At 68.4% G+C, this 22522-nt stretch carries 22 protein-coding genes; 9 read left to right on the top strand and 13 right to left on the bottom strand.

Features of this window, described 5'->3' with window-relative positions; genetic code table 11:
* Position 1: 1 nt before the first annotated feature.
* A complete protein-coding gene (locus AC5Y5B_RS03635) occupies positions 2-205 on the bottom strand; it encodes a DUF2613 family protein (RefSeq protein ID WP_112632748.1) in 204 nt (67 codons plus the stop codon).
* Positions 206-315: 110 nt separating this feature from the next.
* On the opposite strand from AC5Y5B_RS03635, the gene AC5Y5B_RS03630 reads away from it, so the two are divergent.
* From AC5Y5B_RS03630 to AC5Y5B_RS03620, 3 genes are read left to right on the top strand one after another with little or no spacing between them, the layout of a single operon-like run.
* Positions 316-1470, top strand: coding sequence for a glycoside hydrolase family 3 N-terminal domain-containing protein (locus AC5Y5B_RS03630; RefSeq protein ID WP_500003625.1), 1155 nt, complete (start codon positions 316-318; stop codon positions 1468-1470).
* Between the two features lie 52 nt (positions 1471-1522).
* A complete protein-coding gene (locus tag AC5Y5B_RS03625; RefSeq protein ID WP_500003624.1) occupies positions 1523-2173 on the top strand; it encodes a TetR/AcrR family transcriptional regulator in 651 nt (216 codons plus the stop codon).
* 23 nt (positions 2174-2196) lie between these two features.
* Entirely contained in the window at positions 2197-3450 is a 1254-nt protein-coding gene (locus AC5Y5B_RS03620; RefSeq protein ID WP_500003620.1) for a chloride channel protein, read from the top strand.
* A 22-nt stretch (positions 3451-3472) separates the two neighbouring features.
* Here the strand turns inward: AC5Y5B_RS03620 and AC5Y5B_RS03615 are convergent, their stop codons facing one another.
* Together AC5Y5B_RS03615 and AC5Y5B_RS03610 are read right to left on the bottom strand one after the other, a co-directional pair.
* Positions 3473-4315 carry a MaoC/PaaZ C-terminal domain-containing protein gene (locus AC5Y5B_RS03615; protein WP_112632744.1) on the bottom strand — a complete coding sequence of 281 codons (843 nt, stop codon included), beginning with the start codon at positions 4313-4315 and terminating at the stop codon, positions 3473-3475.
* Positions 4316-4341: 26 nt separating this feature from the next.
* Complete coding sequence (locus tag AC5Y5B_RS03610) at positions 4342-5706, bottom strand: 3-oxoacyl-ACP reductase (protein ID WP_500003617.1); 1365 nt, start codon at positions 5704-5706, stop codon at positions 4342-4344.
* A 152-nt stretch (positions 5707-5858) separates the two neighbouring features.
* On the opposite strand from AC5Y5B_RS03610, the gene AC5Y5B_RS03605 reads away from it, so the two are divergent.
* Positions 5859-7202, top strand: a complete 1344-nt coding sequence (locus tag AC5Y5B_RS03605) for an acetyl-CoA C-acetyltransferase (protein ID WP_112632742.1) — start codon at positions 5859-5861, stop codon at positions 7200-7202.
* A gap of 343 nt (positions 7203-7545) precedes the next feature.
* On the opposite strand, the gene AC5Y5B_RS03600 is transcribed toward AC5Y5B_RS03605, so the two are convergent.
* Positions 7546-9381, bottom strand: a complete 1836-nt coding sequence (locus tag AC5Y5B_RS03600; RefSeq protein ID WP_112632741.1) for an acyl-CoA dehydrogenase — start codon at positions 9379-9381, stop codon at positions 7546-7548.
* A gap of 201 nt (positions 9382-9582) precedes the next feature.
* Here AC5Y5B_RS03600 and AC5Y5B_RS03595 point away from each other — a divergent pair, with 201 nt between their 5' ends.
* Both AC5Y5B_RS03595 and AC5Y5B_RS03590 read left to right on the top strand, forming a co-directional pair.
* Positions 9583-10629 (top strand): isopenicillin N synthase family dioxygenase, encoded by a 1047-nt coding sequence (locus AC5Y5B_RS03595; RefSeq protein WP_500003611.1) that lies wholly within the window; start codon positions 9583-9585, stop codon positions 10627-10629.
* An 82-nt stretch (positions 10630-10711) separates the two neighbouring features.
* Positions 10712-11200: a flavin reductase family protein gene (locus AC5Y5B_RS03590; protein ID WP_112632740.1), complete on the top strand. Its 489-nt coding sequence runs from the start codon at positions 10712-10714 to the stop codon at positions 11198-11200.
* A 24-nt stretch (positions 11201-11224) separates the two neighbouring features.
* Here AC5Y5B_RS03590 and AC5Y5B_RS03585 read toward each other — a convergent pair whose 3' ends face one another.
* The 5 genes from AC5Y5B_RS03585 to AC5Y5B_RS03565 form a co-directional block, all read right to left on the bottom strand.
* Positions 11225-11389, bottom strand: a complete 165-nt coding sequence (locus tag AC5Y5B_RS03585) for a hypothetical protein (protein WP_500003606.1) — start codon at positions 11387-11389, stop codon at positions 11225-11227.
* Between the two features lie 127 nt (positions 11390-11516).
* Entirely contained in the window at positions 11517-12263 is a 747-nt protein-coding gene (locus AC5Y5B_RS03580) for a succinate dehydrogenase/fumarate reductase iron-sulfur subunit (RefSeq protein ID WP_067123930.1), read from the bottom strand.
* On the bottom strand, positions 12260-14179 hold the full coding sequence (locus tag AC5Y5B_RS03575) for a fumarate reductase/succinate dehydrogenase flavoprotein subunit (RefSeq protein ID WP_112632739.1): 1920 nt from the start codon (positions 14177-14179) through the stop codon (positions 12260-12262). Before AC5Y5B_RS03575 ends, AC5Y5B_RS03580 begins: the two co-directional genes overlap by 4 nt.
* A 45-nt stretch (positions 14180-14224) precedes the next feature.
* Positions 14225-15052 carry a succinate dehydrogenase subunit SdhC gene (sdhC, locus tag AC5Y5B_RS03570; protein WP_500003598.1) on the bottom strand — a complete coding sequence of 276 codons (828 nt, stop codon included), beginning with the start codon at positions 15050-15052 and terminating at the stop codon, positions 14225-14227.
* Positions 15053-15132: 80 nt separating this feature from the next.
* Entirely contained in the window at positions 15133-15447 is a 315-nt protein-coding gene (locus AC5Y5B_RS03565; protein ID WP_500003594.1) for an Rv0250c family protein, read from the bottom strand.
* A 104-nt stretch (positions 15448-15551) separates the two neighbouring features.
* Here AC5Y5B_RS03565 and AC5Y5B_RS03560 point away from each other — a divergent pair, with 104 nt between their 5' ends.
* A complete protein-coding gene (locus tag AC5Y5B_RS03560) occupies positions 15552-16313 on the top strand; it encodes an isocitrate lyase/PEP mutase family protein (RefSeq protein WP_500003590.1) in 762 nt (253 codons plus the stop codon).
* A gap of 69 nt (positions 16314-16382) precedes the next feature.
* Here AC5Y5B_RS03560 and AC5Y5B_RS03555 read toward each other — a convergent pair whose 3' ends face one another.
* Complete coding sequence (locus AC5Y5B_RS03555; RefSeq protein WP_112632735.1) at positions 16383-16823, bottom strand: Hsp20/alpha crystallin family protein; 441 nt, start codon at positions 16821-16823, stop codon at positions 16383-16385.
* A 227-nt stretch (positions 16824-17050) separates the two neighbouring features.
* Between AC5Y5B_RS03555 and nirB the strand changes: the two genes are divergently transcribed.
* Together nirB and nirD are read left to right on the top strand one after the other, a co-directional pair.
* Entirely contained in the window at positions 17051-19633 is a 2583-nt protein-coding gene (gene nirB, locus AC5Y5B_RS03550) for a nitrite reductase large subunit NirB (protein WP_500003581.1), read from the top strand.
* 10 nt (positions 19634-19643) lie between these two features.
* Positions 19644-20012 (top strand): nitrite reductase small subunit NirD, encoded by a 369-nt coding sequence (gene nirD / locus AC5Y5B_RS03545; protein WP_112632733.1) that lies wholly within the window; start codon positions 19644-19646, stop codon positions 20010-20012.
* Positions 20013-20025: 13 nt separating this feature from the next.
* On the opposite strand, the gene AC5Y5B_RS03540 is transcribed toward nirD, so the two are convergent.
* From AC5Y5B_RS03540 to AC5Y5B_RS03530, 3 genes are all read right to left on the bottom strand, one after another.
* A complete protein-coding gene (locus tag AC5Y5B_RS03540) occupies positions 20026-20478 on the bottom strand; it encodes a TetR/AcrR family transcriptional regulator (RefSeq protein ID WP_112632732.1) in 453 nt (150 codons plus the stop codon).
* A gap of 78 nt (positions 20479-20556) precedes the next feature.
* Positions 20557-21333 (bottom strand): sirohydrochlorin chelatase, encoded by a 777-nt coding sequence (locus AC5Y5B_RS03535; protein WP_500003576.1) that lies wholly within the window; start codon positions 21331-21333, stop codon positions 20557-20559.
* Complete coding sequence (locus tag AC5Y5B_RS03530) at positions 21324-22475, bottom strand: uroporphyrinogen-III synthase (protein WP_112632781.1); 1152 nt, start codon at positions 22473-22475, stop codon at positions 21324-21326. The genes AC5Y5B_RS03535 and AC5Y5B_RS03530 overlap by 10 nt, the downstream gene beginning before the upstream one ends.
* Positions 22476-22522: the final 47 nt, after the last annotated feature.

Below are 22522 nucleotides of genomic sequence, written 5' to 3'. Positions count from 1 at the left end.
GTCACCAGTGCAGACAGTGTCCGTGGAAACAGCGGTCGCCGTATTCCACCTGGTAGGGCCCGGCCGGAAGCGCGGGGCGCTGCAGGCTCGGCACCGACACCAGGCTCTGATCCGCCACGGCCAGCGTGATCCCGACGGTCGTCGCCACCCCGACGGACAGGCCCACCGCGACGCTGACCGCGGCGGCCAACGTGAAACCGGTCATCGCTGGCTCCTCCCTGCCAGTCCGACGGGCGTGCAGCCCCCTGATCAGCAACGTACCGTTGATCCCCCCTGGAGCCAGGCGCGAAACGCCCGCCGTGAAAGCATGGCCCGATGGCATTTTCGCGCACCTTCGCCGTGCTCGCAGCCGCGTCGGTGTTGGTGGCCGGCTGCGGCCACCCACACGCCGCCCACCCGTCCAGCCCGTCGACGTCGAGCAAGCCGGTGGCCGCTCCGGCGCCGCCGGTGTGCGCCGACCCGTCGGCGGTCCCGGCCACGTTGGGCATCCGCGACAAGCTCGCCCAACTGCTGATGGTGGGCGTGAAGAACGCCGACGACGCCCGCAACGTCGTCAACGGCTACCACGTGGGTGGCATCTTCATCGGTAGCTGGACGGACCTGTCGATCTTCAAGGGACCGCTGGCCGACATCGCGGCCAAGGCGGGGCCGCTGCCCCTGGCGGTCAGCGTCGACGAAGAGGGCGGGCGGGTCTCGCGGTTGAAGTCGTTGATCGGGACCTCGCCGTCGCCCCGCGAGCTGGCGCAGACGCAAACGGCCCAGCAGGTGCACGACCTGGCCGCCGACCGCGGCAAGAAGATGCGCGACCTGGGCATCACCGTCGACTTCGCACCCGTCGTCGACGTCAGCGACGAGCCCGACGACGCCGTGATCGGCAACCGGTCGTTCGGCGCGGATCCGGCCACCGTCACCGAGTATGCCGGGGCCTACGCGCAGGGCCTGCGCGACGCCGGGCTGCTGCCGGTGCTCAAGCACTTCCCCGGCCACGGCCACGGCTCGGGCGACTCGCACACCGGGGGCGTCGTCACGCCGCCGCTGGACGCTCTGCAGAACAACGACCTGGTGCCCTACCGGACCCTGGTGACCACGCCGCCGGTCGGGGTCATGGTGGGCCACTTGCAGGTTCCCGGCCTCACCGGCGACGCCCCGGCCAGCCTGAGTCCCGAGGCGGTGCAGCTGCTGCGCAACGGCGTCGGCTACAAGGGCCCGCCGTTCACCGGGCCGGTATTCAGTGACGACCTGTCCAGCATGGCGGCCATCTCCGACCGATACGGGGTGGCGGAGGCCGTGCTGCGCAGCCTGCGGGCCGGCGTCGACGTGGCGCTGTGGGTCACCACCGACGAGGTGCCGGCGGTCTTGGACCGGTTGCAGCAGGCGGTGGCGTCCGGCGACCTGCCGGCCAAGCAGGTCGACGATTCGCTGGTGCGGGTGGCGACGATGAAGGGCCCCAGCCCCAGCTGCGGCCACTAGCGAGGCGCATTGCTTACCCTTGAGTCAGATAGACGGGCTGGAGAGGTAAGCGATGGCGGGTGGCACCAAGCGGTTACCGCGCGCCGTCCGTGAGCAGCAGATGCTCGACGCCGCCGTCCAGATGTTCTCGGTCAACGGCTATCACGAGACCTCGATGGATGCCATCGCCGCCGAGGCGCAGATCTCCAAGCCGATGCTGTACCTGTACTACGGCTCCAAGGAAGACCTGTTCGGTGCCTGCCTGAACCGGGAGATGGGCCGGTTCATCGACGCGGTACGCGCCGACATCGATTTCCAGCAGAGCCCCAACGACATGCTGCGCAACACCATCGCGTCGTTCATGCGCTACATCGACGCCAACCGGGCGTCCTGGATCGTGATGTACACCCAGGCCACCAGCTCGCAGGCGTTCGCCCACATGGTCCGCGAGGGGCGCGAGCAGATCATCGACCTGGTTGCCGGGCTGATGCGGGCGGGTAGCCGCAATCCGCGCTCCGAGCGCGAACACGAGATGATGGCCGTGGCCCTGGTGGGCGCCGGCGAGGCCGTCGCGAATCGGCTCAGCACGGGCGACGTCGACGTCGAGGAGGCGGCACAGCTGATGATCGACCTGTTCTGGTACGGCCTCAAGGGCTCACCGGCGGAACGGGAAGCGGCCGCGGCGCACCCCGATGGGGGCGGCGCGGACGCCGCCGGCGACTAGACCCAGCCGTTCAGGTGGCCCGAATGAGCGCGCCGAGCTCGGACCGCGCCAACGTCGAATTCTTCTGCGCGGTAATCATCGTCGGCTTGCTCGCCGGGGTCGCCGGATTGGCGACGACGTTCGTGCTGCGCGTGGTCCAGCACGCCACCTACCACTACGGTTTCGGTCCGCTGCTGGCCGGGGTGGCCGCCAGCAGCCCGATCCGGCGGATGCTGGGCCCGATGATCGGGGCCGGCCTGGCGGGCCTGGGGTGGTGGCTGTTGCGGCGCCGGGCCGAGGTGCCCGCGCTGGCGCAGACCATCGCCGACCGCGCACCGGTCCCGCGGCTTTCCTGGAGCGTCGACGCCATGCTGCAGGTGCTGCTCGTCGGATCGGGGGCCTCGCTCGGGCGAGAGGGGGCCCCGCGCCAATTCGCCGCTGCGCTCGGCGATGTGGGAACCGGATGGCTCAGGCGGCTGGGTCCGCGCGACCGCGAGATCCTGCTTGCCTGCGCGGCCGGCGCGGGCCTGGGCGCGGTGTATGCGGTTCCGCTGGCCGGTGCGCTGTTCTCGATCCGGATCCTGCTCACCACCTGGCGGCCGCGGGCGGTGGGCGCGGCCTTTCTGTCCTCCGGCTTGGCGGTCGCCGTCGGCTCGGCCATCACCCGCGATCAACCCAATCTGCAGTGGCCGATCGGAGAGTCGACGTATCTGCTGACCGCGCACGGATTGCTGCTGGCGCCAGTGGCTCTCGTGGTGGGGCTGGCGTTCAACCGGTTGATGGCCGCGGCCCGGCCCACCCGCCAGCCCAGGACTGCGCTGCTGATCCCCGCGCTCGCCGGCGCGGGCCTGGTGATGGGCGTGTGCTCGCACTGGTGGCCCGAGTTGCCCGGCAACGGCCGCAGCATCCTGACCGTGAGCCTGGCCAGCGGCATGACCCTGGTGTCCGCGCTGGCGATCCTGGCGCTGAAACCCCTACTGACCGCGCTGTTTCTGCGCGCCGGCGGGGCCGGCGGACTGCTGACGCCGTCGCTGGCCACCGGCGCAGCCGCCGGGGCGGCGCTGGTCTTGGCGATCAACGCGGCGACGGGAACTCACCTGCACGTGCCGGCGGTCTCGCTCGCCGGCGCCGCCGGCGTGCTCGCGGTGACCCAGGGCTCACCGATCTGGGCGGCGATCTTCGTCTGGGAACTCGCCCGGCCACCGTTGTGGCTGTTTCTGCTCTTCCTGCTGACCGCGAGCAGCGCCTACGCACTGAAAGTGCTTGCCCAGGGCCGCGGTACGACGCACGCGGGCTAGCGGTGACGCGAGGCCGTCGGCGCTAGAGGGGCCGGACGGTGCCGGTCAGGTGCGGGTACCCCTTGGCGATGTTGCGCAGCGAAATGTCCCAGCCGCCGTCGTGTTCGTCGATGTAGAGCCCGGCGGTCGCGGGCAGCACCAGCGGCTTGCCGAACCGCACCGAATACCGCACAGCATCGGGAATCTGCGCTTCGATGTTGGCCAACACCGCTGCGGCGCTGTACATCCCGTGCGCGATCACGGTCGGGAATCCGAACAGCTTCGCCGCGACCGAGTTGGTGTGGATCGGGTTGTGGTCGCCCCCGGCGTCGGCGTAGCGCCGGATCAGCCCCGGGCTGATCCGCAACACCGTGGACGGCGGCGGCAGCTTCGGCTGCTTCTGCGGGGGCGGCTTGGGCTCATCGGACAGGCTGGTCCGTTGCTGGTGCAGGAAGGTCGTCACCTGATGCCAGGCGGTGTCGTTGCCCACGCTGACATCGGTCACCAGATCGACCAGCAGGCCCTTGCGGTGCTCGCGCAGGTTCTCGGCGTGCACGCGCACCCCGACGGTGTCGGTGACCGCGATCGGGCGGTACTGGGTGATGTGGTTCTCGGTGTGCACCGAACCCATTGCGGCGAAAGGGAAATCGAACCCGGTCACCAGCGACATCAGCGCCGGAAAGGTCAACGCGAACGGGTAGGTCAGCGGAACATGATTGCCGTAACGCAGACCGGTGACCCCCGCGTACTCGGCCACGTGCGCGCGGTCGATCGGCAATTCCTCGATGCTCACCGTGCGGGTGGGCAGTTCGCTGCTGCGGGACACCACCGGCAGCGCCCCGGCCGCCGCACGCAGCATGTTCTTCAGGCCGCTTGGCTGATTCATCGCATTCTCCTCGACAGCCCGTTGCGCTACGCGCCCAGCATGGCCTGGCCGCAGACGCGAATGACGTTGCCCGTCACCGCGTTTGATGCCGGGCTGGCGAAGTAGGCGATGGCTTCGGCGACGTCCACCGGCTGCCCGCCCTGCAGCAGCGAGTTCATCCGGCGGCCCACCTCGCGGGTGGCCAGTGGGATGGCGGCGGTCATCTGAGTTTCGATGAATCCCGGTGCGACGGCGTTGATCGTGATGCCCTTGCCGTACAGCTCCGGGGCCAGCGACTGGGTGAGCCCGATCATCCCGGCCTTGGTCGTGGCGTAGTTCGTCTGGCCGCGGTTGCCGGCGATGCCGGCCATCGACGACAGGCCGATCACCCGGCCGCCTTCGCCGAGGGTGCCGTTGGCCACCAGACCTTCGGTAAGCCGCAGCGGGGCAAGCAGATTCACGGCCATGACGGCGTCCCAACGGGCGTCGTCCATATTGGCCAGCAGCTTGTCGCGGGTGATGCCGGCGTTGTTGACCAGGACGTCGGCGCGGCCGCCGTGGTGCTCGCGCAGGTGCTCGGTGATCTTGTCGACGGCGTCGGAGGCGGTGACGTCGAGCCACAACGCGGTGCCCCCGACCCGGCTGGCCGTCTCGGCCAGCGCCTCGGCGGCCGATTCGACGTCGATGGCGACCACGCGGGCGCCGTCGCGGGCGAACACCTCGGCGATCGTCGCGCCGATGCCGCGGGCGGCGCCGGTCACGATGGCCACCTTGCCGTCCAGCGGGCGCTCCCAGTCGGCCGGCGGCGTGGAGTCGGCCGCCCCGACGTAGAACACCTGGCCGTCGACGTAGGCCGACTTGGCCGACAAGATGAACCGCATCGTCGATTCCAGGCCCGTCGCGGCGGGCTTGGCGTCCGGCGACAGATACACCAGCGCCACCGTGGCGCCGTTGCGCAGCTCCTTGCCCAGCGAACGGGTGAAGCCCTCCAGCGCGCGCTGCGCGATCCGCTCGTGCGGGCTGGCGGCGGCGTCGGGCGTGGTGCCGACGACCACCACGCGCGCGGAATGGCCCAGGTTGCGCAGCAGGGGGGTGAAGAACTCGTACAACCCCCGCAGCCCCTCGGGCGTGGTGATGCCGGTCGCGTCGTACACCAGCCCACCGAACTTGTCGGCCCACCGGCCGCCCAGGTTGTTGCCCACCAGGTCGTAATCGGCGTCCAGCGCCGTGCGCAGCGGTTCGACGACCCGGCCATCCCCGCCGATCAGCAGGGCGCCGGCCAGTGGCGGTTCACCGGCCTTGTAACGGCGCAGCGTCTCGGGCTGGGGCACGCCGAGCTGCTTGGCGAGAAACGATCCAGGACCGGAATTGACGATCTGGGAGAACAGATCGGACGAAGCCTTGGGAGCCACCGGAGCTACCTTCCATGTTCTTGCGAAATCGGGGTATGACTACAGCACAACCGTATCGGGGACGAACTTACTGCAGAGTAAGAACAGTGGGTAGTATGGCCCCGAACGGGCGATTCCCAAACCGATAGACCGCGCAAACACGGAGAAGAATAGTGGCCGCTGCAAGTTCTGAGGCAAGTAAACAGTCTGCTCAGCGCAGTTCTGAGCGTCGGCGGGTGGCCGTGCTGGGCGGCAACCGCATTCCGTTCGCCCGATCCGACGGCGCCTACGCGGAGGCGTCCAACCAGGACATGTTCACCGCCGCCCTGGGCGGGCTGGTGGATCGCTTCGGATTGGCCGGCGAGCGGCTGGGCGTCGTGGTCGGCGGCGCCGTCCTCAAGCACAGCAGGGACTTCAACCTGACCCGCGAATGCGTGCTGGGGTCGCAGCTGTCGTCCCACACGCCCGCATTCGACCTGCAGCAGGCCTGCGGTACCGGGTTGCAGGCGGCCGTCGCCGCCGCCGAGGGCATCGCATCCGGGCGTTACGAGGTGGCCGCCGCCGGCGGCGTCGACACCACCTCCGACGCGCCCATCGGCCTGGGCGACAACCTGCGCCGCACGCTGCTCAAGTTGCGCCGGGCCAAGTCCAACGTGCAACGGCTGAAGCTGGTGGGCACGCTGCCCGCCACCCTGGGCGTCGAGATCCCGGTCAACAGCGAGCCGCGCACCGGGCTGTCCATGGGGGAGCACCAGGCGCTCACGGCCAAGAAAATGGGCATCTCGCGCGTCGCCCAGGACGAGCTCGCCGCCGCCAGCCACCGCAACATGGCCGCGGCCTACGACCGCGGTTTCTTCGACGACCTGGTCACGCCCTTTCTCGGGCTGTACCGCGACGACAACCTGCGCCCGGACTCGTCGGCGGAGAAGCTGGCCAAGCTGCGCCCGGTGTTCGGCGTCAAGGCCGGCGACGCGACGATGACGGCCGGCAACTCGACGCCACTGACCGACGGTGCGTCGGTGGCGCTGCTGGCCACCGACGAGTGGGCGGCCGCTCATTCGCTGACCCCGCTCGCCTACCTGGTGGATTCGGAGACCGCGGCGGTGGACTACGTCAACGGGCGCGACGGCCTGCTCATGGCCCCGACCTACGCCGTGCCGCGACTGCTCGCCCGCAACGGCCTGAGCCTGCAGGACTTCGACTTCTACGAGATCCACGAGGCGTTCGCGTCGGTGGTGCTGTGCCACCTGCAGGCGTGGGAATCCGAGGAGTACTGCAAGGAGCGGCTGGGCCTAGACGGCGCGCTGGGCTCGATCGACCGGTCCAAGCTCAACGTCAACGGGTCGTCGCTGGCCGCCGGTCACCCGTTCGCGGCCACCGGCGGGCGGATCCTGGCCCAGGCGGCCAAACAGCTGGCCCAGCGCAAGGCCGAGCAGAAGGGCGGCGCCCCCGTGCGCGCCCTGGTCTCGATCTGCGCGGCCGGCGGCCAGGGCGTGGCCGCGATCCTGGAGGCCTGACGGGGACCTCGGGCGCCTCGCCCCGCCGGCTCGACGCTCGTCATGAGTTGAGTCACATCTGGTTAGTCAGAAGGGGGCGCGGGTATCCGCCCCACCGGATAGCCCCGTGTTGTGGTCTGACCCCCCGACCCCGACGGCAATACGGGGCATCCCCCGAATGCGACCGCCCGTCCGCCACGCGGACTGGCGTACGAAAAGGGCCGCCGCTGGAGTGAGGGGATCCAGCGGCGGCCTTTTGCGTGCAAGCGGGCCTTTCAAGCAGGGCCTCGTCGTTACCTGCCGAACGCAAATCCCCCGCTTCGCAGGCGAGGCGGGGGATTTGTGCGTGGCCGTCGAAGGTCTCCTAGAAGGCGGCCTCGTCGAGTTCCATGATGTCGTTGTCCAGCGTGTCGATGACCTCGCGGGTGCTGGTCAGCAGCGGCAGGAAGTTCTTCGCGAAGAACGACGCCACCGCGATCTTGCCCTCGTAGAAGGACCGCTCCTCGCCGCTGGCACCGGCGTCGAGCGCCGCCACGGCGACCGCGGCCTGACGCTGCAACAACCAGCCGATGACCAGGTCACCGACGCTCATCAGGAAGCGCACCGAACCCAGACCCACCTTGTACAGGCTGGTCACGTCCTCCTGCGCCGCCATCAGGTAGCCGGTCAGCGTGGCCGCCATCGCCTGCACGTCGGTCAGGGCCTTGGCCAGCAGCTCGCGCTCGGTCTTCAGGCGGCCGTTGCCGGACTCGGCATCGACGAACTTCTGGATCTGCTCGGACACGTGGGCCAGCGCCACACCCTTGTCGCGGACGATCTTGCGGAAGAAGAAGTCCTGCGCCTGGATGGCGGTGGTGCCCTCGTAGAGCGAGTCGATCTTGGCGTCCCGGATGTACTGCTCGATCGGGTAGTCCTGCAGGAAGCCGGAGCCACCGAAGGTCTGCAGGCTCTCGGTGAGCTTGGCGTACGCCTGCTCCGAGCCCACACCCTTGACGACCGGCAGCATCAGGTCGTTGACCTTGACCGCCAGCTCGGGGCCCACCCCATACAGCGCCTCGGCGACCGCCGCGTCCTGATAGGTGGACGTGAACAGGTACAGCGCGCGCAGACCCTCGGCGTAGGCCTTCTGGGTCATCAGCGACCGGCGCACGTCCGGGTGGTGCGTGATGGTCACGCGCGGCGCGGTCTTGTCGGTCATCTGGGTCATGTCGGCGCCCTGGACGCGAGACTTCGCGTACTCCAGCGCGTTCAGGTAGCCCGTCGACAGGGTCGCGATGGCCTTGGTGCCGACCATCATGCGGGCCTGCTCGATGACCTCGAACATCTGCGCGATGCCGTTGTGCACCTCGCCGACCAGCCAGCCCTTGGCGGGGACGTCGTGCTGGCCGAAGCTCAGCTCGCACGTCGCCGAGACCTTGAGGCCCATCTTGTGCTCGACGTTGGTGACGAAGACGCCGTTGCGCTCGCCCAGCTCGCCGGTCTCGAAGTCGAACAGGAACTTGGGCACGAAGAACAGCGACAGCCCCTTGGTGCCCGGCCCGGCGCCCTCGGGGCGGGCCAGCACCAGGTGGAAGATGTTCTCGAACAGGTCACCGGAGTCGGCGGAGGTGATGAACCGCTTCACGCCGTCGATGTGCCAGGAGCCGTCGTCCTGCTTGACGGCCTTGGTCCGCCCGGCGCCCACGTCGGAACCGGCGTCCGGCTCGGTGAGCACCATGGTCGAACCCCAGCCGCGCTCAGCGCAGATGACGGCCCACTTCTTCTGCTCCTCGGTGCCGAGGTGGTACAGGATGTTGGCGAAGCCCGCGCCGCCGGCGTACATCCACACGGCCGGGTTGGCGCCGAGCAGGTGCTCGTGCAGCGCCCAGACCAGCGCGCGGGGCATCGGCATGCCGCCCAGCACCTCGTCGATGCCGACCTTGTCCCAGCCGGCCTCGATGACGGACTGGACCGATTTCTTGAAGGAGTCCGGCAGCGTCACCGAGTGCGTCTTCGGGTCGAACACCGGCGGATTGCGGTCACCCTCGACGAAGGAGTCGGCGACCGGCCCCTCGGCCAGTCGGCTGATCTCATTCAGCATTTCTTGGGCTGTGTCGGCGTCCAGGTCGGCGTATTCGCCCTGGCCCAGCGCCTTGTCAACGCCCAGAACTTCGAACAGGTTGAATACCTGGTCGCGGACGTTGCTCTTGTAGTGGCTCACTACGGTCCTCCTCGTTGAGAATGCCACTTGTGGTTGGGTACTAGGTCTAAGTTACCCACCAGTAACAAGACCTAAAATATCGTTCGCGTCAGCCGTATGCAAGTCAATGTGAGCTAGATTTCATTGCCTAATTAACCAACCGGTTGGGAAGCTGCTGGTCATGCCGTTGAAATCCGATCTACCTGCGGCGACGATCCACCCGTGACCGATGTGCGCGCCGTCAGTGCCCCGCCCGTCGAGATACCGACGGTGGACCTGCGGGCCGAGTCCGCGCGCGCCCGGCAGCAGCTGCGGGAGGCGAGCCACCAGGTGGGCTTCTTCTACCTGACGGGTCACGGTGTGCCCCCGGATCTGGTGACCCGGATGCTGGACGCGGCGCGACGGCTCTTCGGGCTGCCGCAACCGGACAAGGACGCGGTCGCGATGGTGCGCAGCCCCCATTTCCGCGGCTACACCCGGCTCGGCGGCGAACTGACCCGCGGCGAGGTGGACTGGCGCGAGCAGATCGACGTCGGACCGGAGCGCGCCCCGATCGACGGGCTGGACAAGACCGACTATCGGTGGCTGCAGGGCCCGAACCAGTGGCCGGCCGCCCTGCCGGAGCTGGCCGGGCTCGTCGAGGAGTGGGACGCCGCGCTGTCCGCGGTGGCCCGCACCCTGTTGCGGCACTGGGCGGCCTCGCTGGGCAGCCCGCCCGCCGTGTTCGACGCGTCCTTCGCCGACGCGCCGGCCACCCTGATCAAGATCATCCGGTATCCGGGACGCGCGGCGAGCGCGCAAGGCGTCGGCGCGCACCGCGACTCCGGCGTGCTCACCCTGTTGCTGGCTGAGCCGGGCAGCACCGGCCTGCAGGTCCGGCGCGGCGGCGGCGGCGCGAGTCCCGACGACGGCTGGATCGAGGTGCCGCCGCGCGAGGGGGCGTTCATCGTCAATATCGGCGAGCTGTTGGAGGTGCCCACGCGTGGCTACCTGCGCGCCACCGAGCACCGGGTGAACCTGTGCGGGCAGGCGGGCGAGCGCATCTCGGTGGCCTTCTTCTTCAACCCGCGCCTGGACGCGCGGATACCGGCGCTGTCACTGCCCGACGAGCTTGCGGCGCGGACCGATCAGCACTGGACGCCGTCGCACGATCCGGCCGACCCCATGTTCTCGGTCTACGGCCGCAACGCCTGGAAGAGCAGGTTGCGGGCCCATCCGGATGTGGCCGCGGCGCACGGATATTCGGCAGAACGCTTAGAAAACGGCTGAGGGTGGCCGTGCCGGCGCGACCGGCGCCGGGTAGGGTCACAGTCGAAAATCCCGTGTCCGGCTCTAGGGGCGAATCAGTCCGGTGAACTCGAACAACAAGCTGACAGCGTCGTCACTGCGTGAGGCCTTCGGTCACTTCCCGTCCGGCGTGGTGGCGATCGCCGCCGAGGTCAACGGAACCCGGGAAGGCCTGGCGGCCAGCACCTTTGTCCCCGTCTCGCTGGACCCACCGCTGGTGTCGTTCTGCGTGCAAAACACCTCGACGACGTGGCCCAAACTCAAGGACCTGCCGATGCTGGGCATCAGCGTGCTCGGCGAGGCGCACGACGAGGCCGCCCGCACGCTGGCCGCGAAGACGGGCGACAGGTTCGCGGGCCTCGAGACGGTCTCGCGGTCCACCGGCGCGGTGTTCATCAAGGGCACCGGGCTCTGGCTGGAAAGCGCCATCGAGCAGCTCATTCCGGCCGGCGATCACACCATTGTGGTGTTGCGGGTCAACGAGGTGACCGTCGACGCCGACGTGGCGCCGATCGTGTTCCACCGCAGCGTATTCCGCCGCCTCGGCGCCTAGTCGGCTCGGCGCACGATTGACCGCCTAGGGGCGGTGGCTCAATTCCTCCCGAAAGCCCTGGATGCGGCTCTCGAGCTCGGCGGCATCGGCGTATCGGCCTTCTTTGTTCGCAAGCTGCGCGCGAACCGACAGCTGGCGGATCGCGGTGCGAATGTTGTTGATGCTGGCGGTTTCTCGCATGGGTTCCATGAACTGCCTTTCCGGTCGTGGACAGACGGCCGCACGGGGCGACCCGACAGGATGCAGTGTGGTTACCCGGGTCCCGCGACGGCCTAACGTGCCACGGCGGGACGGCCCGGATGGCGGGGCCGGCAGCTCAGCGGCGGAACAGCTTGTTGCCGAGCCACACCACCGGGTCGTACTTGCGGTCGGCGACCCGCTCTTTCATCGGGATCAGCGCGTTGTCGGTGATCTTGATGTTCTCCGGGCAGACCTCGGTGCAGCACTTGGTGATGTTGCAGTAGCCCAGGCCGTGCTCGTCCTGGGCGTCGTTGCGCCGGTCGCGGGTGTCCAGCGGGTGCATTTCCAGCTCGGCGATCCGCATCAGGAAGCGCGGACCGGCGAACGCCTTCTTGTTCTCCTCGTGGTCGCGCACCACGTGGCACACGTTCTGGCACAGGAAGCACTCGATGCACTTGCGAAATTCCTGGGAGCGTCCGACGTCCTCCTGCGCCATCCGGTACTCCCCGGGCTGCAGGTCCTTGGGCGGCGCGAAAGACGGGATCTCGCGCGCCTTTTCGTAGTTGAACGAGACGTCGGTCACCAGGTCGCGGATCACCGGGAACGTCCGCAGCGGCGTGACGGTGACGACCTCGTCCTCGGCGAAGGTGGACATCCGGGTCATGCACAGCAGCCGCGGCTTGCCGTTGATCTCCGCCGAGCAGGAGCCACACTTGCCGGCCTTGCAGTTCCACCGGACCGCCAGGTCGGGCGTCTGGGTCTGCTGCAGGCGATGGATGATGTCGAGGACGACCTCGCCCTCGTTGACCTCAACCGTGAAGTCCTGCAGACCGCCGTCGGCGTCGTCGCCGCGCCACACCCGCATCGTCGCGTTGTAGGTCATTTGCCACTCCGTCCCGGGTGCCCGGCGAGTTCTTCGTCGGTGTAGTACTTCTCCAGCTCGGCGATCTCGAACAGCTCCAGCAGATCGGGCCGCATCGGCGTCTGATCCTTCTTCGTGATGGTGATGTCGGGGATCACCTCGTCGCCGCCGGCCGCCTCGCAGACCAGCAGCACCTTGCGCCACGACGAGTCCATCCCCGGGTGGTCGTCGCGGGTGTGCCCGCCGCGGCTCTCGGTGCGCTGCAGCGCGGCCTTGGCGACGCATTCGCTGACCAGCAGCATGTTGCGCAGGTCGATGGCCAGGTTCCAGCCCGGGTTGTACCGGCGCTGCCCCTCGACGTGCAGGTTCTTGAACCGCTCGCGCAGCTTGGTGAGCCGCTCGAGGGCCTCGGTGATCTCTTCCTCCTTGCGGATGATGCCCACCAGGTCGTTCATCGACTGCTGCAGCTCGAGCTGCAGGGTGTACGGGTTCTCCCCGGCCGCGCCGTTGGCCGGCGCCTCGAAGGGGGACAGCGCCCGCTTGGCCGCGGCGTCGACGGCGCCCTCGGCGATCGTCGGGCGGCTGCTCAGGGCCCGCACATAGTCGGCCGCACCCAGGCCGGCGCGCCGGCCGAACACCAGCAGGTCCGACAGCGAGTTGCCGCCCAGCCGGTTGGAGCCGTGCATGCCGCCGGAGCACTCGCCGGCGGCGAACAGCCCGGGGACCGTGGCCGCGCCGGTGTCGGCGTCAACCTCGACGCCGCCCATCACGTAGTGGCAGGTCGGCCCGACTTCCATCGGCTCCTTCGTGATGTCGACGCCGGCCAGCTCCTTGAACTGGTGGTACATCGACGGCAGCCGGCGGTTGATCTCCGCGGGTGTGAGCCGCGAGGCGATGTCCAGGTAGACGCCGCCGTGTGGGCTGCCGCGGCCAGCCTTGACCTCCGAGTTGATCGCGCGCGCGACCTCGTCACGCGGCAACAGGTCCGGAGTGCGGCGGGCCGAGTCGTTGTCCTTGAGCCACTGGTCGGCTTCTTGCTCGGATTCGGCGTACTGCCCCTTGAACACCGAGGGGATGTAGTCGAACATGAACCGCTTGTCGTCGGAGTTCTTCAGCACCCCGCCGTCACCGCGGACACCCTCGGTGACCAGGATCCCCTTCACACTCGGCGGCCACACCATGCCCGTCGGGTGGAACTGGACGAACTCCATGTTGATCAGGGACGCGCCCGCCCGCAGGGCCAGGGCGTGGCCGTCGCCGGTGTACTCCCACGAGTTCGAGGTGACCTTGAACGACTTGCCGATCCCGCCGGTGGCCAGCACCACCGCGGGCGCCTCGAACAGGATGAAGTTGCCGCTTTCGCGGATGTAGCCGAACGCCCCGGCGATCGCGTCGCCGTCCTTGATCAGCTCGGTGATCGTGGTTTCGGCGAACACCCGGATCCGGGCTTCGTAGTCGCCGAGCTCGGCGAAGTCCTCCTGCTGCAGCGAGACGATCTTCTGCTGCATGGTGCGGATCAGCTCCAGGCCGGTGCGGTCACCGACGTGGGCCAGCCGCGGGTAGGTGTGCCCACCGAAGTTGCGCTGGCTGATCTTGCCGTCCTTGAGGCGATCGAACAGCGCCCCATAGGTTTCCAGCTCCCAGACGCGGTCGGGGGCTTCCTTGGCGTGCAGTTCGGCCATGCGCCAGTTGTTCAGGAATTTCCCGCCGCGCATGGTGTCGCCGAAGTGGGTCTTCCAGTTGTCCTTCGGGTTGGTGTTGCCCATGGAGGCCGCGCAGCCGCCCTCGGCCATGACCGTGTGGGCCTTGCCGAACAGGGACTTGCACACCACCGCGACCCGCAAACCCCGTTCGCGCGCTTCGATAACCGCACGCAGTCCGGCGCCGCCGGCACCGATCACGACCACGTCGTACGTGTGCCGCTCGATTTCCACCATGAAACCCTCGCTAGCTAAATTCTTGATGTGTGTCGAAATGGCTTGTCAGCCAACAAATCGGAGGTCAGGAATGGTGCCGCTGGCCACCAATGCGATGTAGAAGTCGGTGAGCATCAGGGTGCCCAGGGTGATCCAGGCGTACATCTTGTGCCGGGTGTTCATCCGGCTGACCTGGGTCCAGATCCAGTACCGCACAGGGTGCTTGGAGAAGTGCTTGAGCCGCCCGCCGGTGACGTGCCGGCACGAGTGGCAGGACAGGGTGTAGATCCACAGCATGATGACGTTGCCGAGCAGGATCAGATTGCCCAGCCCGAAGCCGAATCCGCCCGGCCCGCTGTCGGAATGGAACGCGACGATCGCGTCGTAGGTGTTGATCACCGAGATGATGCCGGCGATGTAGAAGAAGTACCGGTGGGTGTTCTGGATGATCAGCGGGAACTTGGTCTCGCCGGTGTAGTGCACGCGGGGCTCGGCCACCGCGCAGGCGCTGGGCGACTGCCACACCGTGCGGTAGTAGGCGCCGCGGTAGTAGTAGCAGGTCAGCCGGAACAGCAGCAGGAACGGCAGCGACAACGCGGCGTACGGCAGCCACCACACGTCGGGCAGGAATTGCGGCCAGATGTCGCCGGCCTCACCGCAACCCTTGCTCACGCAGGGCGAGTAGAACGGCGTTAGGTAGTGGTACTTGGGAACGAAGAAGTAGTTCTGCTGGAACGCACGCGCCGTCGCGTAGATGATGAAGGCCGCGAAGCCGAGATCGATCCGCAGCGGCGACATCCACCACCGGTCGGTGCGTAGGGTCCGTTGCTGGATACGGGCGCGCGTGGGTGAAAAGACACCGGACGCAGGACGGTTCGCCGTGGGTGCGCTCATTTAGTGTGTTCCTCTTCGAACGGGCTGTAGGTCGAAGGGTACACAGAGGAAAGCCCCCCTCTTGTGGGGGGCTTCGTTGTTCAGGACCTGTTGTGACCGCCGACACCCTCGTCGTCGACATCGCGCCAGAATTCGCTGTCGTATTGGGTGTCGGGAATGACGATTTTCTCGCCGGACTGCTGCACGGTGGCGCGGGCAAGATCCAATTCGGAGACGTCGGTGTCGAGCAGGTCCACGTCGGACAGGATGCGGTCGGCGTCGATGACGATGCGCCGCATGGCCGGGCTGTCACCGTATCGGGCCCGCAGGGCGTTCACGCACTGCCGCAGGCCGCCGATGAGGTCGTGCAGTTCGGCGAATTCGGTCGTGCCAGTCGTGGTCGGCGTGCGAGTCAAAGGATCTCCTCGGCAGTGTTTCGGATCACAGTTCGCCCTCGATACTATCCATCGCACACCCGGACGTCAGCTCGCCGAGCCGGATGCCGAGGGAGCAAACACGTATGACGGGACGCGCCGCCCCGGCCGAGAAGGCCGCCACGCTGCTGGAACTGCACCGGCCGGGCAACCCGGTGATCCTGCCGACGGTGTGGGATGCCTGGTCGGCCCGGCTGGCCGCCGGCGCCGGATTCGCCGCGCTCACCGTGGGCAGCCATCCGCTGGCGGATTCGATCGGCAAACCGGACGGCGAGGGCATGTCGTTCGACGACGTGCTCACCCGGGTCGCCCAGATCACCGCCGCGGTCGACGTGCCGGTGTCGGTGGACATCGAGTCCGGATACGGGCAGCGGCCGGCGCGCCTGATCGAGGGCCTGCTGAGCGTCGGCGCCGTCGGGCTGAACATCGAGGACACCGTGCACGCGGAGGGCAAGCGGCTGCGGTCCGCCGACGAACACACCGAGTTGGTCGGCGCGCTGCGGTCGGCCGCCGACGCGGCCGGGGTGCACGTCGTCATCAATGCCCGGACCGATCTGTTCCTGCGCCAGGACGGCGAGGCCTCCGATCGCGTCGAGCGGGCGGTGGCCCGACTGAACCAGTGCGCGGCCGCGGGCGCCGATGTTCTTTATCCGGTGGGCCGCCACGATCCCGACACGTTGCGGCGCCTGACGGCCGAATTGGAGCTGCCGGTCAACGCGATCGCGCTGGCCGATCAGGACGACCCGGCGTCCTTCGGTCCGCTGGGCGTTGCGCGCATCAGCTTCGGGCCCTTCCTGCAGGCCGCGCTGGCGGGCCACGCCAAGCAGTTGTTGGCCCGCTGGCGCTGACGCGCTGAATCCGGCGGAGCCGTTGGGACTCCGCCGGATTCGCCTACTTCTCTGCGGACGGGCCCGCGCTTATTTGGTGATCGCGATGCGCTGCGCCTGGCTTCCCGCGTACGCACCGGTGACCCGCACGGTCAGCACACCGGCGTCGTAGCTGGCCGTGATGGCGTCGCCGGTGACGTGGGCGGGCAGCTGGAACGACCGGCGGAACGAGCCGTACCGGATCTCCCGCAGCGTGCGGCCTTCCTTTTCCTCGGCGTGCTCGTCGCGGTGTTCACCGTGGATGACCAAGCGGCCGCGGTCGACCTCGACCTTGACGTCCTGGTCGACGTCAACGCCCGGGAGCTCGACCCGTACGATCGCGTCGTCGCCGTCCTTGACGATCTCGGCTGCGGGCCTAAAACCGCTGGTCGCCGGGGTGTTCCAGTCCGCCGCGGCGGCGGGGCCGAAAAAGTCGCGCAGCCACCGGTCGGTGTCCCAGGCCGGTCGCGACCACAGTGCGAGGTTGCTCATGACGCTTCCCTTCCAATTCCTTGAGCTTCATTGTGAGATTCCTGTGACCGGCGCCTCCGTGGCCGGCTACTCGTACAAACATGAGTCGACCACGCTTAAGTTCCACCTCGCCGTTCGCCGGCAGCGAACGATCAATCACAGTCGTTCCTGTGAGTTGTGAGATCCTCGTCATAGGACCGTCACATTGGGCGAAAAGAACGTAATTTCTGGCCGTTACTCTCAAAGCCATGTCTGCAGACGGGATTTCGCGCGCCAGCTGTGCGCCTCGTCACATCATCGTAGTCGGACATGGCATGGTGGGGCACCGGTTCGTCGAGGCGCTGCGCGCCCGTGACACCGAGGGACTGTGGCGCATCACGGTTTTCGCCGAGGAGACTAACGCGGCCTACGACCGCGTGGGTCTGACCTCCTACACCGAAAGCTGGGATCGCAAGCTACTGGCCTTGCCCGGCAACGAATATGAGGGTGACGAACAGGTCCGGCTGGTGCTCAACCAGCGCGTTACCGAAATAGACCGCGCGGCAAAGACGGTGGTCACCGCCGACGGTCAGCGGCACGGTTACGACGCCTTGGTCCTGGCGACCGGGTCGTACGCCTTCGTGCCGCCGGTGCCGGGTCACGATCTACCTGCCTGTCACGTGTACCGCACGCTGGACGACCTCGACGCCATCCGCGCCGACGCCCAGCGCGCGGTGGAGACCTCACACGCCGCCGCGGGCGTCGTCATCGGTGGTGGCCTGCTCGGGCTGGAAGCCGCTAATGCGCTGCGCCAGTTCGGGTTGCAGACCCACGTCGTCGAGATGATGCCGCGGCTGATGGCCCAGCAGATCGACGAAGCCGGCGGCGCGTTGCTGGCCAGGATGATCGGCGAGCTCGGCATCTCGGTGCACGTCGGCACGGGCACCGAATCGATCGAGCCGGTCGAGCACGGCGACGGCACCACCTCGGTGCGGGTCAGCCTGACCGACGGCCAGGTCATCGACGCGGGCCTGGTGATCTTCGCGGCCGGCATCCGGCCGCGCGACGAACTGGCCACCGCCGCCGGGCTGCAGCGCGCCGAGCGTGGCGGGGTGCTCACCGACGTGGCTTGCCAGACAAGCGATCCCGACATCTACGCGATCGGTGAGGTCGCCGCGATCGGAGGCCGCTGCTACGGCCTGGTGGGGCCGGGCTACACCTCAGCCGAGGTGGTGGCCGACCGGCTGCTCGACGGCGTCGCCGAGTTCGGCGAGGCCGACCTGTCCACGAAGCTCAAACTGCTGGGCGTCGACGTGGCCAGCTTCGGCGACGCGATGGGCACGACCGAGAACTGCCTCGAGGTCGCCATCAACGACGCGGTCAACCGGACCTACGCCAAACTGGTGCTCTCCGACGACGCCAAGACGCTGCTCGGCGGCGTGCTGGTCGGTGACGCCTCGTCCTACGGGGTGCTGCGGCCCATGGTCGGCAGCGAGCTGCCCGGCGACCCGCTGGCGCTGATCGCGCCAGCCTCCTCCGGCACCGGCACGGCGTTGGGCGTTGGGGCGCTGCCGGATTCGGCGCAGATCTGCTCGTGCAACAACGTGACCAAGGGCGATCTGAAGTGCGCGATCGCCGACGGCTGCGCGGATGTCCCCGCCCTCAAGGCGTGCACCTCGGCCGGTACCTCCTGCGGATCGTGCGTCCCGCTGCTCAAGCAGCTGCTGGAGGCCGAGGGCGTGGAACAGTCCAAGGCCCTCTGCGAGCACTTCAGCCAGTCGCGCGCAGAGCTTTTCGAGATCATCTCCGCCACCGAGATCCGGACCTTCTCCGGACTGCTGGAGCGCTTCGGTCGCGGAAAGGGTTGCGACATCTGCAAACCCGTGGTCGCCTCCATCCTGGCGTCCACCGGGTCGGACCACATCCTCGAGGGCGAGCAGGCCTCGCTGCAGGATTCCAACGACCACTTCCTGGCCAACATCCAGAAGAACGGCAGCTACTCGGTGGTGCCGCGGGTGCCCGGCGGTGACATCAAGCCCGAGCACCTGATCCTGATCGGCCAGATCGCCCAGGACTTCGGGCTCTACACCAAGATCACCGGCGGTCAGCGAATCGACATGTTCGGCGCCCGGGTGGACCAGCTGCCGGAGATCTGGAAGCGCCTGGTCGACGGCGGCATGGAGTCCGGCCACGCCTACGGCAAGGCCTTGCGCACCGTGAAAAGCTGCGTGGGCACCGACTGGTGCCGCTACGGGCAACAGGATTCGGTGCAGCTGGCCATCGATCTCGAACTGCGCTACCGCGGGCTGCGGGCGCCGCACAAGATCAAGATGGGCGTTTCGGGCTGCGCGCGGGAATGCGCCGAGGCGCGTTCCAAGGACGTGGGCGTCATCGCCACCGAAAAGGGCTGGAACCTCTACGTCGGCGGCAACGGCGGCATGACACCGAAGCATGCGCAGCTCCTGGCCAGCGATCTGGACACCGAAACGCTGGTCCGCTATGTCGACCGGTTCGTCATGTACTACATCCGGACGGCCGACCGGCTGCAGCGCACGGCGCCGTGGGTCGACTCCCTCGACGGCGGACTCGACCACGTGCGCGAGGTCGTGTGTGACGACTCGCTGGGCCTGGCCGCCGAATTCGAGGCCGCAATGGAGCGGCACGTCGAGAACTACAAGTGCGAATGGAAGGGCGTGCTGGACGACCCGGACAAGCTGTCGCGGTTCGTGTCCTTCGTCAACGCCCCGGATGCCGTCGATTCGACGGTGGCGTTCACCGAGCACGCCGGACGCAAAATCCCTGTGTCCATTGGCATGCCGCGCGTTCGTGCAGCGACAACTCCGGAAGAATGAGGAAGGGATCATGACACTTCTCAACGACATCCAGGTGTGGACCCGCGCTTGCGCTTACGACCACCTCATTCCGGGCCGTGGAGTCGGCGTGCTGCTCGACGACGGTTCCCAGGCGGCGCTGTTCCGGCTCGACGACGGCTCGGTGCACGCGATCGGCAACGTCGACCCGTTCTCCGGGGCCGCGGTGCTCTCGCGCGGCATCGTGGGGGACCGCGACGGCCGCGTCACCGTGCAGTCGCCCATCCTCAAGCAGGCCTTCTCGCTGGAAGATGGTTCGTGCCTGGACGATCCGACCGTCTCGGTGCCGGTGTACCCGGTGCGGATCACGGCCGACGGCTACGTGCAGATCGCGCGGGACTACCAGCAGCGGGCCGCCTGAGTCCGAGGCCGGCTCACCGGGTGATGTCGCCGACCAGGTAGCGCTGCAGCGTCGGCCCGATGGCGTCGACGATCGCGTCGACCGACATGGAATGCAGCGGCTCGGAGCGGATGCCGTAGCGCATGATGCCCAGGCCCACCAGTTGTGAGGCGCACAGCGAGGCCCGCAGGGCGACCTTGTCGGCCCCGAGGATCTTCAGCAGTGGGCCAAAGACCGGGCCGACGAACATGTTTTGCACGATCTCGGCGGTCTTCGCCATCCCCGTCGACGCGATGGCGCTGGCCGCGAACGGGCCGCCGCCGGCGGCGTCCCAGGTGGTGATCAGCGTGCGCAGCGTCCGGCGGCCCACCTGATTGACCCCGCCGGTGACCATCCGGTCGATGAATTCCGGTGTGCCGAAGGGCAACCGCAACATCTTGGCGACCGGGTCGAGGATCCCATGCGATGGCTCTTCGCGACGGGGCATGGTGCCAGGATCGCCCGTCTGGGGGCAAAGATCAAGGAATGGCGGGCAACGGCGCGCCTCGAAACCCGGCGTTTCGCGCTACGGAACCGAGCGCACGGCGTGGCCGCGAGCCAGCTGATGCGGGCTCGATCGGCGCGACGCGTGCCGTGCGGTGGGGGCCAGCACCGGCGGCAGGGCCCGCCGAAACCGGTTCGCGACCAGGCGCGCCAGCCCGGAGTGGGTGCTCAGCGGTTCGCTGACCAGGTCCGCGCCGCAGCCGTGCAGCCGTTGCTGGAACAGGCCGTCGGCCAGCAGGTATGAGGCGACGACGACACGACCGCCGGGGCGCCGCGCACGGGCCCGGGCTACGACCCTTTCCAAGGCCTCGGGCAGTTGCGCATCACCGGCCGCGAACGCCAGGCTCACCCGCGATCCGGTGAGGGCCGACACCAACGTCGCGGTGGTGTGCAGGTCGGTGCGCGCCGCGGCATCCGAGGTTCCCGCGGCGGCCAGGACCACCGAATCGCCCGGTCGCCAACCACATTTCACCAACTGGTCGCCGACAATACGAGCGATCTGACCGCTCGGACCCAACGCGGGGGTGACGAGCACGTTCGGGTTTCCACTGGCCGCGACGTGGGCGGGCAGGTCCGCCCGGACGTGGTATCCCCGCGACAGGAACGCGGGCACCACGATGGCCGGCCGGTCGCACGCCTTCGCGCGCATCAGAGCCTCGGTGGGGGTGGGACCCACCACGTCCACGAAAGCGACGTCCACCGGGCTGTGGACGAGCGTACTCACCTGTGCCGCAAGGCCTTCGACCATCGCCACGCCGCCCGGCCTGCGGGTGCCGTGTGCCGCCAGGATCAGTGCCATGGCGAGTCTTCCGGGTGATCGATCGCGAGCCGGTAGCCGCGCTTGACGACAGTCGCCACGATGTTCTTGTCGCCCAACGCCGTTCGCAACCGCAGCACCGCGGTATCGACGGCGTGTGGGTCGCTGCTGTTGCCGGGCAACACGCGCAGCAAGTCGTTGCGCGCGACGACATCTCCGGGGCGTTGCGCCAGCGCGCGCAGCGTCGCCATGCCCGACCCCGACAGCGACTTCACCGAACCATCGACCAGCACGCAGGTGCCGCGGATCTCGATGTCGTGACCGGCCGCGCGGATGGTGCACGACCGCAGCGGCGGGAGTTCCTGGGCGATGTGGCGGGCCAAGGCCCCTAGCCTCATTCGCTCGGGCGACGACGTCGGGATCCCGGCGCGGATCAGCGGTTGCGCGGTGACCGGGCCGACGCACATCGCGTGCACGTCGCTGCGCAGCGCTTGCAGCAGTTGATCTTCGATGCCCAACTCGCGGCTGCGCTCCAGCAGCGCCGCGCCGGCGGGGGCGGAGGTGAAGGTCACCGCGTCGAACTGCCGCCGGGCGACCGAGGCCACCAGCTGGTCGAAGTCACCGCCGGCCGGCGTCGGCTTCCAGCGGTATACGTGAATGGGCACCACCTGCGCGCCCGCCGATCGCAAGCCGTTGATGAACTCGGGGAACGGATCCCACCCGTCGGCCGCGCCGTGCAGCTGGACGGCGATGCGCTTGCCGGCGACATCCGATTCGAGCAGGTAACGCAGAACTTCGCGGGACGACTCGGATTTGGGCGACCATTCTTCGTGTAACCCGGCGGCGCGCAACGCTCCCGTCGCCTTGGGGCCGCGCGCCACGATCCGCGACTTGGCAAGCGACGCCAGCAGCTGGGTGGCCAGGCCCCACCCGTCGGCCGCGGCGACCCAGCCGCGAAAGCCGATGCCGGTGTGCGCCACCAAAATATCCGGCGGGTCGGCGATCACCGCCTCGGTGTGGCTGTGTAAATCTTCGTCTTCGGGCAGCGCGATGATGTTGATGGCCGCGGCGCTGGACACCTCCGCGCCGTTGCGGCGCAGCAACGCGCACAGCTCCTCGGCGCGGTTCGCCGACGTGACGGCGATCCGGTAGCCGGTCAGCGGCGCGGAGTCTGGTGGGGCCAGTTGGGGGGCCATATGAAGTGTGTATGCCTGCGACGTTTCCGTTGCGT

Source organism: Mycobacterium sp. NGS33 (assembly GCF_059812885.1).
The sequence above is the reverse complement of the archived record's forward strand: the minus strand, read 5'-3'. Positions and strand labels throughout refer to the sequence as shown.